The organism is Pseudomonas donghuensis, from assembly GCF_000696345.2.
GTDB classification, from domain to species: domain Bacteria; phylum Pseudomonadota; class Gammaproteobacteria; order Pseudomonadales; family Pseudomonadaceae; genus Aquipseudomonas; species Aquipseudomonas donghuensis.
In genome coordinates this window covers 611,156-626,705 of sequence record NZ_CP071706.1, presented here as the reverse complement: position 1 = coordinate 626,705, position 15,550 = coordinate 611,156, and the positions used below count along the sequence as shown (strand labels likewise).

General features: G+C 63.4%; 13 protein-coding genes. 7 read left to right on the top strand and 6 right to left on the bottom strand.

Annotated features, from left to right (window positions below):
* The first annotated feature begins 24 nt into the window (after positions 1–24).
* The 6 genes from BV82_RS02870 (at position 25) to yccS (ending at position 9,350) form a co-directional block, all read left to right on the top strand.
* Complete coding sequence (locus BV82_RS02870) at positions 25–1,467, top strand: TldD/PmbA family protein (RefSeq protein ID WP_010221543.1); 1,443 nt, start codon at positions 25–27, stop codon at positions 1,465–1,467.
* Positions 1,467–2,798, top strand: a complete 1,332-nt coding sequence (locus tag BV82_RS02865) for a TldD/PmbA family protein (protein ID WP_010221542.1) — start codon at positions 1,467–1,469, stop codon at positions 2,796–2,798. Before BV82_RS02870 ends, BV82_RS02865 begins: the two co-directional genes overlap by 1 nt.
* Before the next feature lie 105 nt (positions 2,799–2,903).
* Positions 2,904–4,331, top strand: a complete 1,428-nt coding sequence (mdtD, locus tag BV82_RS02860) for a multidrug transporter subunit MdtD (RefSeq protein ID WP_010221541.1) — start codon at positions 2,904–2,906, stop codon at positions 4,329–4,331.
* Between the two features lie 105 nt (positions 4,332–4,436).
* A complete protein-coding gene (gene dbpA, locus BV82_RS02855) occupies positions 4,437–5,774 on the top strand; it encodes an ATP-dependent RNA helicase DbpA (RefSeq protein WP_232531859.1) in 1,338 nt (445 codons plus the stop codon).
* Positions 5,775–5,866: 92 nt separating this feature from the next.
* Entirely contained in the window at positions 5,867–7,048 is a 1,182-nt protein-coding gene (locus tag BV82_RS02850) for a BaiN/RdsA family NAD(P)/FAD-dependent oxidoreductase (RefSeq protein ID WP_036995466.1), read from the top strand.
* Positions 7,049–7,166: 118 nt separating this feature from the next.
* Entirely contained in the window at positions 7,167–9,350 is a 2,184-nt protein-coding gene (yccS, locus tag BV82_RS02845; protein WP_036995465.1) for a YccS family putative transporter, read from the top strand.
* Here the strand turns inward: yccS and BV82_RS02840 are convergent, their stop codons facing one another.
* Positions 9,351–10,091, bottom strand: coding sequence for a substrate-binding periplasmic protein (locus BV82_RS02840; protein WP_010221537.1), 741 nt, complete (start codon positions 10,089–10,091; stop codon positions 9,351–9,353). It lies immediately after the preceding gene.
* 232 nt (positions 10,092–10,323) lie between these two features.
* Here BV82_RS02840 and BV82_RS02835 point away from each other — a divergent pair, with 232 nt between their 5' ends.
* Positions 10,324–10,776: a GNAT family N-acetyltransferase gene (locus BV82_RS02835; protein WP_010221536.1), complete on the top strand. Its 453-nt coding sequence runs from the start codon at positions 10,324–10,326 to the stop codon at positions 10,774–10,776.
* A 95-nt stretch (positions 10,777–10,871) separates the two neighbouring features.
* On the opposite strand, the gene BV82_RS02830 is transcribed toward BV82_RS02835, so the two are convergent.
* The 5 genes from BV82_RS02830 to BV82_RS02810 form a co-directional block, all read right to left on the bottom strand.
* On the bottom strand, positions 10,872–11,168 hold the full coding sequence (locus tag BV82_RS02830; protein WP_010221535.1) for a winged helix-turn-helix domain-containing protein: 297 nt from the start codon (positions 11,166–11,168) through the stop codon (positions 10,872–10,874).
* 17 nt (positions 11,169–11,185) lie between these two features.
* Positions 11,186–11,686: a YgjP-like metallopeptidase domain-containing protein gene (locus tag BV82_RS02825; RefSeq protein WP_036995464.1), complete on the bottom strand. Its 501-nt coding sequence runs from the start codon at positions 11,684–11,686 to the stop codon at positions 11,186–11,188.
* Between the two features lie 40 nt (positions 11,687–11,726).
* The gene (locus tag BV82_RS02820; RefSeq protein WP_010221533.1) at positions 11,727–13,847 is read right to left on the bottom strand and encodes a putative bifunctional diguanylate cyclase/phosphodiesterase; all 2,121 of its coding nucleotides are present in this window, start codon (positions 13,845–13,847) and stop codon (positions 11,727–11,729) included.
* A gap of 213 nt (positions 13,848–14,060) precedes the next feature.
* On the bottom strand, positions 14,061–15,125 hold the full coding sequence (gene fba / locus BV82_RS02815) for a class II fructose-bisphosphate aldolase (protein WP_010221532.1): 1,065 nt from the start codon (positions 15,123–15,125) through the stop codon (positions 14,061–14,063).
* Between the two features lie 97 nt (positions 15,126–15,222).
* Positions 15,223–15,549: an MliC family protein gene (locus BV82_RS02810; protein ID WP_010221531.1), complete on the bottom strand. Its 327-nt coding sequence runs from the start codon at positions 15,547–15,549 to the stop codon at positions 15,223–15,225.
* Position 15,550: the final 1 nt, after the last annotated feature.

Here is a 15,550-nt window from a genome sequence, read left to right as displayed (position 1 = left end):
CACCGCGCACACGGAGGTTCCCGCATGTTCGAGTTGACCGCATTGCTGCGCCAGCGCTTCGCCGCCCTGCGCAGCAGTGGCGAATTCTTTTCCCTGCGTTATGTGCAGCAGAGCCAGCAGCACCTGTCGGTGCGCAAGAATATCGCCGAGCCGCCGTTCCTCAGCCGTGACGAAGGCGCAATGCTGACCGTGCGCCTCAATGGCGTGGAAACCTACGCCGCCACTGCCGACCTGTCCCAGGCCGGCCTGCAGCGGGCTCTGGAGCAGGCTGAAGCACTGGCCCGGCAGATCGCCGGGCGCGCCCTGCTCGACCTGCGCGAACAACCGGTGGCCACAGGCCGCGCCGACTACTGCTCGCCCAACCTCGAGCAAGCTTTCCCGTCCCTGGCCGAGTGCTACGCCCTGCTCGCCCAGGAGTCGGCCAGCGTGCCGAGCGACAGTCGTCTGGTGAACTGGCACGCCAGCCTCGGTATCAGCACTATCGAACAGATCTACCTGAACACTGCCGGCGCCGAATTGCGCCAGGCTCAGCGCTTCATCTACCCGGGCTTCAGCACCACTGCCTTCGACGGCCAGGACAGCCAGACCCGCACCCTGGGCCGGGAGAACTTCGGCCAGCAGGGCGGCCTGGATGTGATCGAGCGTTGCGGGCTGGTCGGCGCCGGAGCCAAGGTCGCCGATCAGGCCCTGCAACTGCTGCTGGCGCCGAACACGCCAAGCGGTGTGCGCGACCTGCTGCTGATGCCCGACCAGATGATGCTGCAGATCCACGAATCCATCGGTCACCCGCTGGAAATGGACCGCATCCTCGGCGACGAGCGCAATTACGCCGGCACCAGCTTCGTCAAAGCCAGCGACTTCGGCAACCTGCAATACGGCTCGAAACTGCTCAACGTGACCTTCGACCCGTCGATCCGCGAGGAGCTGGCCAGCTACAGCCACGACGATGACGGCAGCGCCGCACACAAGCAGTTCCTGATCAAGGACGGTTTGCTGGTTCGTCCGCTCGGTGGCGCCCTGTCGCAGTTCCGCTCTGGCCTTGAAGGGGTGGCCAACAGCCGCGCCTGCGGCTGGAACCGCGCGCCGATCGACCGCATGGCCAACCTCAACATCGAGCCGGGCGACAAGCCCCTGGCGCAACTGATCGGCGGCATCGAGCAGGGCATCCTGATGCGCACCAACCGCTCGTGGTCGATCGACGATGCGCGCAACAAGTTCCAGTTCGGTTGCGAATGGGGCCAGTTGATCGAGAACGGCGAGCTCAAGGGCGTGGTCAAGAACCCCAACTACCGCGGCATCTCCGCACAGTTCTGGGGCAATCTCAGCGCCGTCGGTGACGCCAGTACCCTGCAGGTATTGGGTACACCGAACTGCGGCAAGGGCGAGCCCAACCAGGTGGTACGGGTGGGCCACGCCTCCCCCGCCTGCGTATTCAGCCAGATCGACGTATTCGGAGGAGACGCCTGATGGCTGCCACCCCACTGCAAAGCTTTCAGCACCTGGTCGCCAGCCTGCGTGACGCAGTACCCGCCCCTGAGCATTTCACCCTCAGCTACAGCGGCGAACACTCGCAGTTCATCCGTTTCAATCACGCCAAGGTGCGCCAGGCCGGTGAAGTCCAGCAAGCCAGTTGCGTGCTCAAGCTGATCGCCGACGGGCGCCAGGCCGAGCTGCAGTTCACCTTGGGCAACGATGCCGAAGTGGACCAACTGCGCTTGCAACAGGCTTTGGAGCAGCTGCGCCAGACCCTGCCGCTGCTCGAGCCCGACCCTTACCTGCAGCTCAACGACAGCGCCTGGCAAAGCCATAGCGTGCAGGATCAACCGCTGCCTGACAGCGCCGAGGTACTGGCGCAGATCGAGCAAGGCGCAGGTGATCTGGATCTGGTCGGCATCTATGCCGCAGGCCCCATCTGCCGCGGCTTTGCCAGCTCGTTCGGGGCATTTGGCTGGCACCAGGCCAATAGCTTCAACTTCGACTGGAGCCTGTTCCACAGCAACGGCGAAGCGGTCAAAGCCAACTATGCCGGGCAAACCTGGGACCACGAAGCCTTCGCCGTGCGCCTGCAGCAGACCCGCGAACAACTTGACTACCTCGGCCGCCCGCTGAAAAAGCTCGCCCCCGGCCAGTACCGCGCCTACCTGGCACCGGCGGCGCTCGACGAGGTCATGGGCATGCTCTGCTGGGGTGGCTTCTCGGCCCAGGCCATCGCCACCAAGAACAGCCCGCTGCAGCGCCTGTACAGTGCCGATGCCAGTCTGAGCCCATTGACCAGCATTGCCGAACAGGTCAGCGGTTCGCTGAGCCCGTCGTTCTCGGATGAAGGCTTGCTGCGCAGCGACCTGCGTCTGATCGACAAAGGCCAGGCCCTGGATCGCCTGATCTGCGCACGCAGCGCCGCCGAGTTCGAGCTGGCGGCCAACGGTGCCGACAGTCACGAAGCACCTTGCGCCCTGAGCATGGCGCCAGGTGACCTGGAGCACAGTGAAATCCTCACCCGCCTGGGCACCGGCCTGTACATCAGCAACCTTTGGTACCTGAACTACTCGGACCTGCCTGCGGCGCGCATGACCGGCCTGACCCGCTTTGCCACCTTCTGGGTCGAGAACGGTGAGATTCAGGCTCCAGTAAGCACCATGCGCTTTGACGACAGTGTCTACAGCTTGCTGGGTTCGCAGCTGGAAGCGTTGACGACAGACCGCGAGCTGATTCTGTCGACCAGCACCTACGGGCAACGGCAGACCAGTTCGAGCCATTTGCCGGGAGCCTTGGTCAAACGCCTGACGTTGACACTGTGATAACCCCGATCGCTGGCAAGCCAGCTCCCACACGGATCTGTGTGAACTTGTCCCTGTGGGAGCCGGCTTGCCGGCGATGAGGCCCTCGACCTTGTAGAGATGCCCATGCCCAACCGCGCCCCGCTGGACCCGACCACCGCCCGCTGGATCCCCTGGGTAGTGGCCATCGCCTTCTTCATGCAGTCGCTCGACGGCACCATCCTCAACACCGCCCTGCCGGCCATGGCCCGCGACCTGGCCGAAGACCCGCTGCGCATGCAGTCGGTAATCATCGCCTACATGCTCACCGTGGCCCTGCTGATCCCGGCCTCGGGCTGGATTGCCGACCGCTTCGGCACCAAGCGCATTTTCTTCGGCGCCATCCTCCTGTTCAGCCTCGGCTCGCTGCTCTGCGCCCTGGCCAGCAGCCTCGGCATGCTGGTGGCGGCGCGGGTGATCCAGGGCCTGGGCGGGGCATTGATGTTGCCGGTCGGGCGCTTGGTGGTGCTGCGCGCCTATCCGCGTTCGGAACTGGTGCGGATCATGAGCTTCATCACCATCCCCGGCCTGCTCGGTCCGTTGCTGGGCCCGACCATGGGCGGCTGGCTGGTGGAGATTCTCAGCTGGCACTGGATCTTCCTGCTCAACCTGCCGGTTGGCGCCATCGGTTGTTATGCGGTGTGGAAGTTCATCCCCGACCTGCGCGGCAGCGAGCGCACCCGCTTCGACAGCATCGGCTTCGTGCTGTTCGGCGCGGCGATGGTGCTGATCACCATCGCCATGGAAGGCCTGGGCGAACTGCACTTGCCGCACCTGCGGGTGATGTTGTTGCTGTTCGCCGGCATGGCCTGCCTGGCCGCCTACTGGCTGCGCGCCGGCAGCGTCGACAACCCGCTGTTTTCGCCAAAACTGTTCCGCACCCGGACCTTCTCGGTGGGTATCCTCGGCAACCTGTTCGCTCGTCTCGGCAGTGGCGCCCTGCCGTTTCTGGTGCCGCTGTTGCTGCAGGTGGCGCTGGGCTATTCACCGTCCCAGGCCGGCATGAGCATGATCCCCCTGGCCGCTGCGGCGATGCTCGCCAAGTCGATTGCCCGGCCGCTGATCGAGCGTTTCGGCTACCGCAACATTCTCACCGGCAACACCCTGCTGCTGGGCTTGCTGCTGGCCAGCCTGGGCCTGGTCGACGAGCAGACGCCCTACGCCCTGCTGCTGTTGCAACTGGGCTTGCTGGGCGCGGTCAACTCGATGCAATTCACGGCAATGAACACCGTGACCCTGATCGATCTGGATGACCACAACGCCAGCAGCGGCAACAGCCTGCTGTCGGTGGTCGCGCAACTGTCGCTGAGCCTCGGCGTGGCCTGCGCTGGCGCCCTGCTCGGCGGTTTTACCGCAGCGGGCAGCGCCGAGGGCGTAGAAAGCACCCTCGGGGCGTTCCAGCTGACCTTCGTGACCATCGGCCTGATGGCCATGTTCGCCGCAGCGATCTTCATGCAGCTGTCCAGGGCGGACGGAAGGCGTGCCCCTCGTCCGGAACCGGAGATCGAGCCTTAGGGCTAAAGGCCACGAGGCTGGTACACTGCGCGACATTTTGTTTTGCAGGCCAGTCTCGTGACCACCATTGCCACCGCCTTCGCCACTTTGCCGCTGTCCGCCGCCATGCTGGCCAACCTGGACGCCCTCGGCTACGCCCAGATGACCCCGATCCAGGCCCAGAGCCTGCCGGTGATGCTCAAGGGCATGGACCTGATCGCCCAGGCCAAGACCGGCAGCGGCAAGACTGCCGCCTTCGGCATCGGCCTGCTCAACCCGCTCAACCCGCGCTACTTCGGTTGCCAGGCGCTGGTGCTGTGCCCGACCCGCGAGCTGGCCGACCAGGTGGCCAAAGAACTGCGCCGCCTGGCCCGCAGCGAAGACAACATCAAGATCCTCACCCTCTGCGGTGGTGTGTCCCTCGGCCCGCAGATCGCTTCGCTGGAGCACGGCGCGCACATCATCGTCGGTACCCCGGGCCGCGTGCAGCAGCACCTGAGCAAGGGCACCCTGGTGCTCGATGGCCTCAACACCCTGGTGCTCGATGAAGCCGACCGCATGCTCGACATGGGCTTCTACGACGCCATCGCCGACATCATCGGCCAGACCCCGAAGCGCCGCCAGACCCTGCTGTTCTCCGCCACCTACCCGGCCGGCATCAAGCAACTGGCCTCGACCTTCATGCGCGACCCGCAGACCGTCAAGGTCGAGTCGCAGCACGCCGACAGCCAGATCGAGCAGCGCTTCTACGAGATCAACCCGGACCAGCGCATGGACGCGGTGAGCAAGCTGCTCGGCCATTTCCGTCCGCAGTCGTGCGTGGCGTTCTGCTTCACCAAGCAGCAGTGCCAGGAGCTGGTCGAGCACCTGCAGGCCAAGGGCATCGCCGCCCAGGCCCTGCATGGCGACCTGGAGCAGCGTGACCGCGACCAGGTCCTGACCCTGTTCGCCAACCGCAGCCTGTCGGTGCTGGTGGCCACCGACGTCGCCGCCCGCGGCCTGGATATCGATGCCCTGGACATGGTTATCAACGTCGAGCTGGCCCGCGATGCCGAGATCCACGTGCACCGCGTCGGCCGTACCGGTCGGGCGGGCGAGAAAGGCCTGGCGGTGAGCCTGGTGGCCCCGGCCGAAGGCCATCGCGCCCAGGCCATCGAAGACATGCAAAAGGCCGCCCTGCGCTGGGAACAGCTCGACAGCCTCAAGGCCCAGAATGGTGCACCGCTGCTGCCGACCATGAGCACCCTGTGCATCGCTGCCGGGCGCAAGGACAAACTGCGTCCTGGCGATATCCTCGGCGCCTTGACCGGTGATGCCGGCTTGCCGGGCACCCAAGTGGGCAAGATCGCCATCTTCGACTTCCAGGCGTTCGTCGCTGTCGAGCGGGCGGTGGCCAAGCAGGCGTTGCAGCGGCTCAACAGCGGCAAGATCAAGGGGCGGTCGTTGCGGGTACGGATCGTCTGACACCTTTTCGCCGGGCAAGCCCGTTCCTACACACCCTGTAGGAGCGGGCTTGCTCCGCGATCGCTTCACCACCGAATCTCGAGGATTTTGCAGTGCGTTCCACCGAAGTGATCATCATCGGCGCTGGCGCCGCCGGCCTGATGTGTGCCTTGACCGCCGCCAAACGTGGCCGTCAGGTGCTGTTGCTCGACCACGCCAACAAGCCGGGCAAGAAGATCCTCATGTCCGGCGGCGGCCGTTGCAACTTCACCAACATGTACACCGAGCCGAGCAACTTCCTCTCGCACAACCCGCACTTTTGCAAATCGGCCCTGGCCCGCTACACCCAGTGGGATTTCATCGAGATGGTCGGCAAGCACGGCGTGCCCTACCACGAGAAGAAGCTCGGCCAGCTGTTCTGCGATAACAAGTCCAGCGACATCCTCGGCATGCTCCTGGACGAATGCGCCAGCGCCGGCGCCGAACTGCGCATGGACACCCGCATCGAGCAGATCGAGAAACTCGACAACGGCTACCTGCTGGAAACCAGCGCCGGCCAGTTCCAGTGCCAGTCACTGGTGATCGCCACCGGCGGCCTGTCGATCCCGACCCTCGGCGCCACCGGTTTCGGCTACCAGGTAGCCCGCCAGTTCGGCCACACCTTGCTGCCGACCCGCGCGGGCCTGGTGCCGTTCACCATCACCGAACCGCAGCTCAAGGCCATCTGCACTGAACTGTCGGGGACCTCGGTGGATTGCGTAGCCAGCTGCAACGGCAGCAGCTTCCGGGAAAACCTGCTGTTCACCCACCGCGGCCTGAGCGGCCCGGCGATCCTGCAGATTTCTTCGTTCTGGCAGGCTGGCGACACGCTTGAAATCAACCTGCTGCCGGAGCATGACGCCCTGGGCTGGCTGCAACAGCAGCAGGCCGAGCGCCCCAACAGCGAGCTCAAGACCCTGCTCGGGGAGATCTTCACCAAGAAGATGGCCAACCTGCTGGCCGAGCACTGGTTCGTCTCCAAGCCGATGAAGCAGTACACCCCGGCGGAACTGGCCCAGGTCAGCGACAAGCTCGGGGCCTGGCAGGTGGTGCCGGCCGGCACCGAAGGCTACCGCACGGCCGAGGTGACCCTGGGCGGCGTCGATACCCGCGAGGTCTCGTCGAAAACCATGGAATCACTGAAAAGCCCAGGCCTGTACTTTATTGGCGAAGTGCTCGACGTCAGCGGCCACCTGGGCGGCTTCAACTTCCAGTGGGCCTGGGCCTCGGCGTACGCGGCCGCGCAGTTCGTCTAACCTTCGCGGTAGAATCAGCGCATCAAGGAACAAATTTTGCTGGTCAGAGGGTAGCGGTAACACCGCTGCCATCTGATTGGCTCAATTTCGATCATCGCCCAAGGCCTGCCCACCCGACATGTCATCTTCCTCGTTCAGCCAATCGTTGCGCCGCCTCTGGGCCCTGGACAAGTTCAGCTATGCCATCCGCGTTCTCATCGCCCTGACCGGCAGCATGCTGCTGTGCTGGTACAAGGACGAGATGAGCCTGCTGATCCCGCTGTTCCTGGGGATTATCGCCAGCGCCCTGGCTGAAACCGACGACAGCTGGCAGGGGCGCCTGAATGCCCTGGCGGTAACCCTGGTATGTTTCACCATCGCCGCGTTGTCGGTGGAGTTGCTGTTTCCCTATCCGATCATCTTCGGTTGCGCCCTGGCCCTGGCCAGCTTCGCCCTGACCATGCTTGGCGCCCTCGGTGAACGCTACGGGGCGATTGCCTCGGCAACGCTGATCCTCTCGGTGTACACCATGATTGGCGTCGACCAGCGTGGCGGCGAGGTCACGGACTTCTGGCATGAGCCACTGCTGCTGGTGGCCGGGGCCGCCTGGTACGGTTTGCTTTCAGTGCTGTGGCAGGCGCTGTTCTCCAACCAGCCGGTACAGCAGAGCCTGGCCCGGCTGTTCCGCGAACTGGGCCGCTACCTCAAGCTCAAGGCCACCCTGTTCGAACCGATCCGCCAACTGGACGTCGAAGCCCGCCGCCTGGAGCTGGCGCAGCAGAATGGCCGGGTGGTGGCCGCGCTCAATGCGGCCAAGGAGATCATCCTGCACCGGGTTGGCAATGGCCGGCCGGGGTCGAAGGTCAGCCGCTATTTGAAGCTGTACTTCCTCGCCCAGGACATCCACGAGCGCGCCAGCTCTTCGCACTACCCGTACAACGCCCTGACTGAAGCCTTCTTCCACAGCGATGTGCTGTTCCGCTGCCAGCGCCTGCTGCGCCAGCAAGGGGTGGCCTGTCAGCAGCTGTCCGAATCCATCCAGCTGCGCCAGCCGTTCACCTACGACACCAGCTTCACCCAGGCCCTGGAAGACCTGCACGCCTCGCTCGAACACCTGCGCATCCAGAGCAACCCGGCCTGGCGCGGCCTGCTGCGTTCGCTGCGCGCACTGGCGGCTAACCTGGCGACCCTCGACCGCCTGCTCAGCGACGCCAGCAACCCCGACAACCTCGCCGATGCCAGCGACAGCAGCCTGCTCGACCGTTCGCCGCGTAACTTCAAGGACGTCTGGAGCCGCCTGCGCCAGCAACTGACACCGACCTCGCTGCTGTTCCGCCATGCCCTGCGCCTGCCGCTGGCGCTGTCGATCGGCTATGGCATGGTGCACCTGATTCACCCGACCCAGGGCTACTGGATCATCCTCACCACATTGTTCGTCTGCCAGCCCAACTACGGCGCCACGCGGCGCAAGCTGGTGCAACGGATCATCGGCACCGCCATCGGCCTGACCGTCGGCTGGGCGCTGTTCGACCTGTTCCCGAGCCCGGTCATCCAGTCGCTGTTCGCCGTGGCCGCCGGGGTGGTGTTCTTCGTCAACCGCACCACCCGCTACACCCTGGCGACCGCAGCGATCACCCTGATGGTGCTGTTTTGCTTCAACCAGATCGGCGATGGCTACGGGCTGTTCCTGCCGCGCCTGTTCGATACCCTGGTAGGCAGCCTGATCGCCATCCTCGCGGTGTTCCTGTTCCTCCCGGACTGGCAGGGACGGCGCCTGAACAAGGTGCTGGCCAACACCCTGAGCTGCAACAGCACCTACCTGCGCCAGATCATGCAGCAGTACGCCCAGGGCAAGAGCGACGACCTCGCCTACCGCCTGGCCCGGCGCAATGCCCACAACGCCGATGCGGCGCTGTCGACCACCCTGGCCAACATGCTCATGGAGCCTGGGCATTTTCGTAAGGAGGCGGATGTCGGCTTTCGCTTTTTGGTGCTCTCGCACACCCTGCTCAGCTATCTCTCGGGCCTGGGTGCACACCGCGATAACGCGCTGGATGCCGAGGTTCGCGAGCAGTTGATCGACAGTGCCGGAGCGCGCCTGGCCAATAGCCTGGATGAGATTGCCGAAGGCCTGGCCAGCAAGCTGCCGGTGGCCATTCACAGTGATGCCGAAGAGGCCCTGGCCAATGAGCTTGAGCAGATGCCCGAAGAGCTCGACGAAAACCAGCGCCTGGTGCAAACCCAGCTGGCGCTGATCTGCCGTCAATTGGGACCGCTACGGACCCTTGCCGCGCACCTGATCAAGGACAGCGCGACAGCCTGATCACAAGCCGTGCTGCCTGAGCAGCCGGGCATAGCTACCGTCGGCTTTCATCTGCGCAATGGCGCGGTCGAAGCCGGCGACGATCTGCTGGTGCTCGGGGTTCTTCAGACTGACCAGGATATGCAGGCTGTTCTCGCTGATGGGCTGGTCAAAGAACTCCACCGCCTCACGCACCTCTTTCGGTTCGCGCTTGAGGTAGTAACCGGCAACGAACTCATCTTCCAGCGCCAGGCGCACGCGGCCCGCGGCCAACATGCCGACGGCGACGGAAAAACTGCGTACCGGAATCTTCTGCAAATGGGTGTCGCTGTCGAACTCGGGCGAGTAGGCGTAATCGCGCACTACAGCAATGGGGAACGGGTACAGGTCGCTGAGGGCATTGAAGCGCACCGCGTCGCCTTTGCGCTTGAGCAGACGGATACGGTTGGTCAGGTAGCTGGCGGAAAACTGGCCAATCTGCGTACGCGCGTCGTTGTACCAGGCGTTGACCAGCACATCGTAGCGCCCGTCCCCCACTCCCAGCAGCGCCCGCGCCCAGGGCACCTGTTCGTATTGGCTGGTATAGCCGGCACGGGTCAGGGCGGTGGTGACGATGGCCGTGGCCAAGCCGCCGTTGGCCATGTTGGCGTCAGTGAAAGGTGGCCAGCTGTCAGCAACCAGGCGCAGCGTGGCGGCCTGCGCCGTCGTGCTCGCCAGCAGCAGTATTCCCAGCAAAGCCAAGACTCGAAGCAATGGCCGCATGCTCAAATCCTTTAGCGAACCTCTGGTTCGCGCCGTTGATTTCAACTGCTTGAGAATGTTCAGTGCCTATCAGCCATTGCAGGTTACACAAAGAAGCAGCACTCGGGCAGAGACAAATGATATCAAATAGCCTCTATTCTGGTCGACTTCGAGCCTGTGTTGACCTGGAGCAATTAGACCCTCGCCCCGCTGTCTGCCATGATCAGGGGTATCAACCGCTTGAGAGACGCCCATGGCCATCGACTGGATCTGCAAACACCACAGCGACATTGGCAAGGAACAACTCTATGCCATTCTGCGACTGCGCACCGAAGTGTTCGTGGTCGAACAGAAATGCGCCTACCAGGAGGTCGACGGCCAGGACCTGGAGGGCGACACCTGCCACCTGATGGCCTGGGAGGGTGACAACCTGCTGGCTTACCTGCGTTTACTCGATCCGCAATCCCAGGGCGGTGACGTGGTCATTGGCCGGGTACTGATCGCCCCAGAGGCACGTGGTCGTGGGCTGGGTCATGAACTGATGGAGCACGGGCTCAAGTATGCAGAGGAATACTGGCCAGAAGTGCCGGTGTATCTGTCCGCCCAGGCGCACTTGCAGGACTACTATGCACGCCATGGCTTCAAGGTGGCGGGAGAGGAGTATCTGGAAGACGATATCCCGCATATCGGTATGCGTCGCGGCTGAAATTCAGGGCTGCTGCGCAGCCCATCGCTGGCAAGCCAGCTCCCACAGGAGTCACACAGAACCTTGTGGGAGCTGGCTTGCCAGCGATGGGGCCCTCAGGGATACCCCAGCACTTCACGAATACCGCGCAAATGCTGGATGATCCACTGCTTGTCGATCGCTCCCCAGTCACGAATCCGGTAGTGCCCTGCATGATTGCGCGCCCCTGCCTGCTGCTCGAACTCACAGACGATATCCAGGTCAGCCAGGGCGGCAATGGTGTCCTGGGCGGTGCGCCGCGGCATGCCGGTGGCCTCCATCAACGCCGGGACAGTGCTGGCCGTCTGGCTGTCGATCAGCCAGGCGACATACAGCCGGCGGTAGAAACTGCTCTTGGTCTTGCTCACTTCCATTGGCAAATCCTCAGGGCCTACAGGCTGGCGGGCAGCTCGCGGTAGGTCAGGTAAACCCGCAGGTCGAATTCCAGTTGATGGTAGCCCGGCTGCATGTATTCGCAGAGCTGGTAGAACGCCTTGTTGTGATCGGACTCTTTCAGGTGCGCCAGCTCATGCGCCACGATCATCTTCAGGAACTGCGGCGCCGCTTCCTTGAACAACGAGGCGATGCGGATTTCCTTCTTGGCCTTCAATTTGCCGCCCTGTACCCGCGACACCGCGGTGTGCAGGCCGAGTGCCCGGTGGGTGAGGTCCAGGCGGTTATCGAACAGCACCTTGTCAAGGTTCGGCGCGTTGCGCAGGTGCTCCTGCTTGAGCGCCTGGGTGTAGGCGTATAGCGCCTTGTCGCTCTGCACCGCGTGCTTGTCCGGATAGCGCTGCTGCAGGTAGTCGCCCAGGCGATTGCTGGCAATCAACTGGCGAACCTGGTCTTGCATTGCGGGCGGATAGGCTTGCAGGTACTTGAGCACAGTCATGGTCAAAACGGCTGACGATAAAAGCGCCCAGTGTACCCAACTACACCCCTTGCCAGTCAAAAAAGCCCGGAAACGCCCCGGCGTCACCAGGAGTCATGGGCCGCGCCACCAAGAAGCCTTGCACATACTCGCAACCATTGGCTTGCAACCAATGCGCCTGCTCGCGGGTTTCGACGCCTTCGGCGATCACGCTGATACGGTACTGCCGGCAGAGGTCAATCACGCAACGCACCAGCGCCGCGTCCGCTTGCGACCCGGGCAGACGTGCGACCAAATGGCGGTCAAGCTTGAGGGTGTCGATCGGTAGATCGCGCAGCATGCGCAACGAACAATCGCCGGCACCGAAATCGTCGAGGGCAACGCGTACGCCTAGCTCTCTGAGCTTGTGCAACTGCTTCAAGGCCACCTCGTTGTTGACCATCAGCGAGGTCTCGGCAATCTCGACCTCCAGCTGCGCCGGCTCCAGACCCTGGCTGCCAATCACCCGCCCGAGCTCCTCGACCAGGTTGGGCATGGCAAACTGCACGCGACTGAGGCTGATCCCCAGCACCAAGGCTGGATCGAAGCAATCCTGCCAGTCACGCCGTTGCGCCGCACCCTGGGCATAGATCCAGCTGGCCAGGCGCGAAATCAACCGCGCCTCCTCCAGCAAGGGCAGGAACAGCCCCGGCGGTACATCGCCAACGCTGGGGTGCTGCCAACGCAACAACGCCTCGAAGCCGCGCAGGCGTCCGTCGGCAAAGGCGACCTGAGGCTGGTAGACCAGGCTGAAGTCCTGGTTCTCAATGGCGCCGCGCACCGAGTCCTCGAGCATCAGCCGTGAACGTGCCCGGCCGTTAAGGTCCTGGTCGTAATAGCGGTATTGCTGGCGCCCAGCCTGCTTGGCCGCATACATCGCGGCATCGGCCGCACGCAGCAGGCCGTCGAGGTTGGCGCCACAATCGGGGTAGGTGGCAATACCGATGCTCACGCCCAGGGTCACTTCCATGCCGTCGATCTGCTGGCAGATCGACATGCGCTCGATCACCCGCTCGGCAAATCGCGCAGCCTGCTCCGGGTATTCAAGTGCATCGAACAGCGCCGTGAACTCATCGCCGCCCATGCGCGCGAGAATCGCGCTGGCCCCCAGGCAATCCTTGAGCTGCTCGGCCACCCAATGCAGCACCCGGTCGCCCGCCTCATGGCCGAGAAAATCATTGATCCGCTTGAATCCATCCAGGTCCAGGTACATCAGGGCCTGGGCCTTGTCGCTGCGTTCGTTGCGTACCAGCGCACTTTCGGCGGCCTGATAGAAGCCACGACGGTTGAGCAGTCCGGTCAGGGGGTCGGTGACCGCCTGGAACTCCAGTTGCTGGTGCAGGTTGCGCACCACCGACATGTCCAGCACCGTGACCACCATGGCCCGCTGACCATCGGTCAACGGCGAACAGGACAGCGCCACCGGCACCGGCTGGCCACCGGCGGTGCGCAGCAAAGCATCGTGGATACGGAAAATCTGCCGGTCCAGGTAGGCCTGGTAGAAGGCCGACTCATTCCACAACGTCATGCCTGGCGATTGCACGAAATCCAGCAGGCTGGCGCCTTGCAGCTTCTCGACAGGGGCTTCGAGCAACTGGGAAATGGCCGGATTGGCAAAGGTGATTCCACCGTTTTCATTCACCACCAAAATACCTTCGGCGGCATTGTTGAGCACCGAGGCATTGAAGGCCCGCGCCGCCTCGAGGTCGCGACTCAAACGCTGCAACGAGCGCCGGTTGCGCTGCTGCTCAAGCAAGGCCTGGACCTTGGGTTTGAGAATCTGCGGGTCGAAGGGTTTGAACAGGTAATCCACTGCGCCACTGGCATACCCTTTGAGCACGGCGGCCTGGGACTGCTCGTTGGCGGTAAGAAAGATGATTGGCGTCAACCGCGTGCGTTGGCTGCCGCGCATCAAGCGGGCAACCTCGAAACCGTCCATGCCGGGCATCTGCACATCCAGCAGCACCAGGTCCACTTCGTGTTCGAGCAACGCGCTCAGGGCTTCCGTCCCGGAGCTCGCGGTAAGTACTTGCCAATCCTGGCGGGCCAGCAAGGCCCGCATGCTGATCAGGTTTTCCGGGTAGTCATCAACGACCAGCAGTACTGAGCCGCTATCGTGTGACTGAGGTTGCGCGCAATCCATGCTGCTTCTCTTAAGGCACCAATGCCGGACTTCGGCTGAAATCTGTGCGTAACTCTAGACCCGGCTGCCGCAAATCTGAAGTCAGCACATTGCCATCATGCGCGGAATGGCCTGTTAGCCGACTAACGGTCTGTCCATCCGGGCCATGCGCGCCGACTCCCTGGCGCACAGGCACAAAAAAACCCGCATCGCTGCGGGTTTTTCTGTTCAGGCTTAGTTGACCTTGGCGGCCAGCTCGCCCTTGGCGTAGCGCTGGAACATCGCTTCCAGGGAGATCGGCTTGATCTTCGAGGCGTTGCCTGCGGTACCGAAGGCTTCGTAACGGGCGATGCAGACATCGCGCATGGCCTTGACGGTTTCGCCGAAGAATTTGCGCGGGTCGAACTCGCTCGGATTGGTGGCCATCAGGCGACGCATGGCACCGGTGGAAGCCAGGCGCAGGTCGGTGTCGATGTTGACCTTGCGTACGCCGTACTTGATGCCTTCGACAATTTCCTCAACCGGAACGCCGTAGGTTTCCTTGATGTCGCCGCCGTACTGGTTGATGATCGCCAACCACTCTTGCGGTACCGAGGACGAACCGTGCATCACCAGGTGGGTGTTGGGGATGCGCTTGTGGATTTCCTTGATGCGGTCGATTGCCAGCACGTCGCCGGTAGGCGGCTTGGTGAACTTGTAGGCACCGTGGCTGGTACCGATGGCGATGGCCAGGGCATCGACCTGGGTCTTCTTGACGAAGTCGGCGGCTTCTTCCGGATCGGTCAGCATCTGGCTGTGATCCAGCACGCCTTCGGCGCCGATACCGTCTTCTTCACCGGCCATGCCGGTTTCCAGCGAACCCAGGCAACCCAGCTCGCCTTCAACCGAAACGCCGCAAGCGTGAGCCATGGCCACGGTTTGCTGGGTAACGCGGACGTTGTAGTCGTAGTCGGTTGGAGTCTTGCCGTCTTCACCCAGCGAGCCGTCCATCATGACCGAGCTGAAACCCAGCTGGATCGAGCGCTGGCAGACGTCAGGGCTGGTACCGTGGTCCTGGTGCATGCACACCGGGATGTGCGGGAATTCTTCGATGGCAGCCAGGATCAGGTGGCGCAGGAACGGCGCGCCAGCGTATTTGCGGGCACCGGCCGAGGCCTGGACAATCACCGGGGAGTCGGTCTTGTCAGCGGCTTCCATGATGGCGCGCATCTGCTCGAGGTTGTTGACGTTGAAAGCTGGAACGCCGTAGCCGAATTCAGCGGCGTGGTCCAGCATCTGGCGCATGCTAATGAGTGCCATTGTGTATCTCTCTCCCGACAAGCGTCGTTTTTCGTGCAAGCCTGCCGCAGCGGCGGTTGCTATTCAAGTAGTGTGGGCCATCAGACGGCCCGGCCAGTCACGGCGCCTTGCAGCCCCGCCCTATCAAATCGTTGGTGGCGACCCAGTACACCAGGCCTTCATCACCCTTGCTGTGGAACGCCAGCACTCCATCGCTGTACAGCGCACCCGAGCCACTGGGCTCCGGCTTGAGCCGGTAGACCTGGTCGCCGCCCCCAAGGCGTACATCCACGTCCTGCTGGCTGCTGTCGACAAAACGCCAGAGCACTTCGGCCTGGCTGTCACAGACCCAGCGGGTCCAGTTGTCGGTCGGCGCCGGTGCAGGCTTGAGGCTTGCACAACCACCGAGTACTGCCAGGGCCATCAAGGCCACTACCGCTTTCATC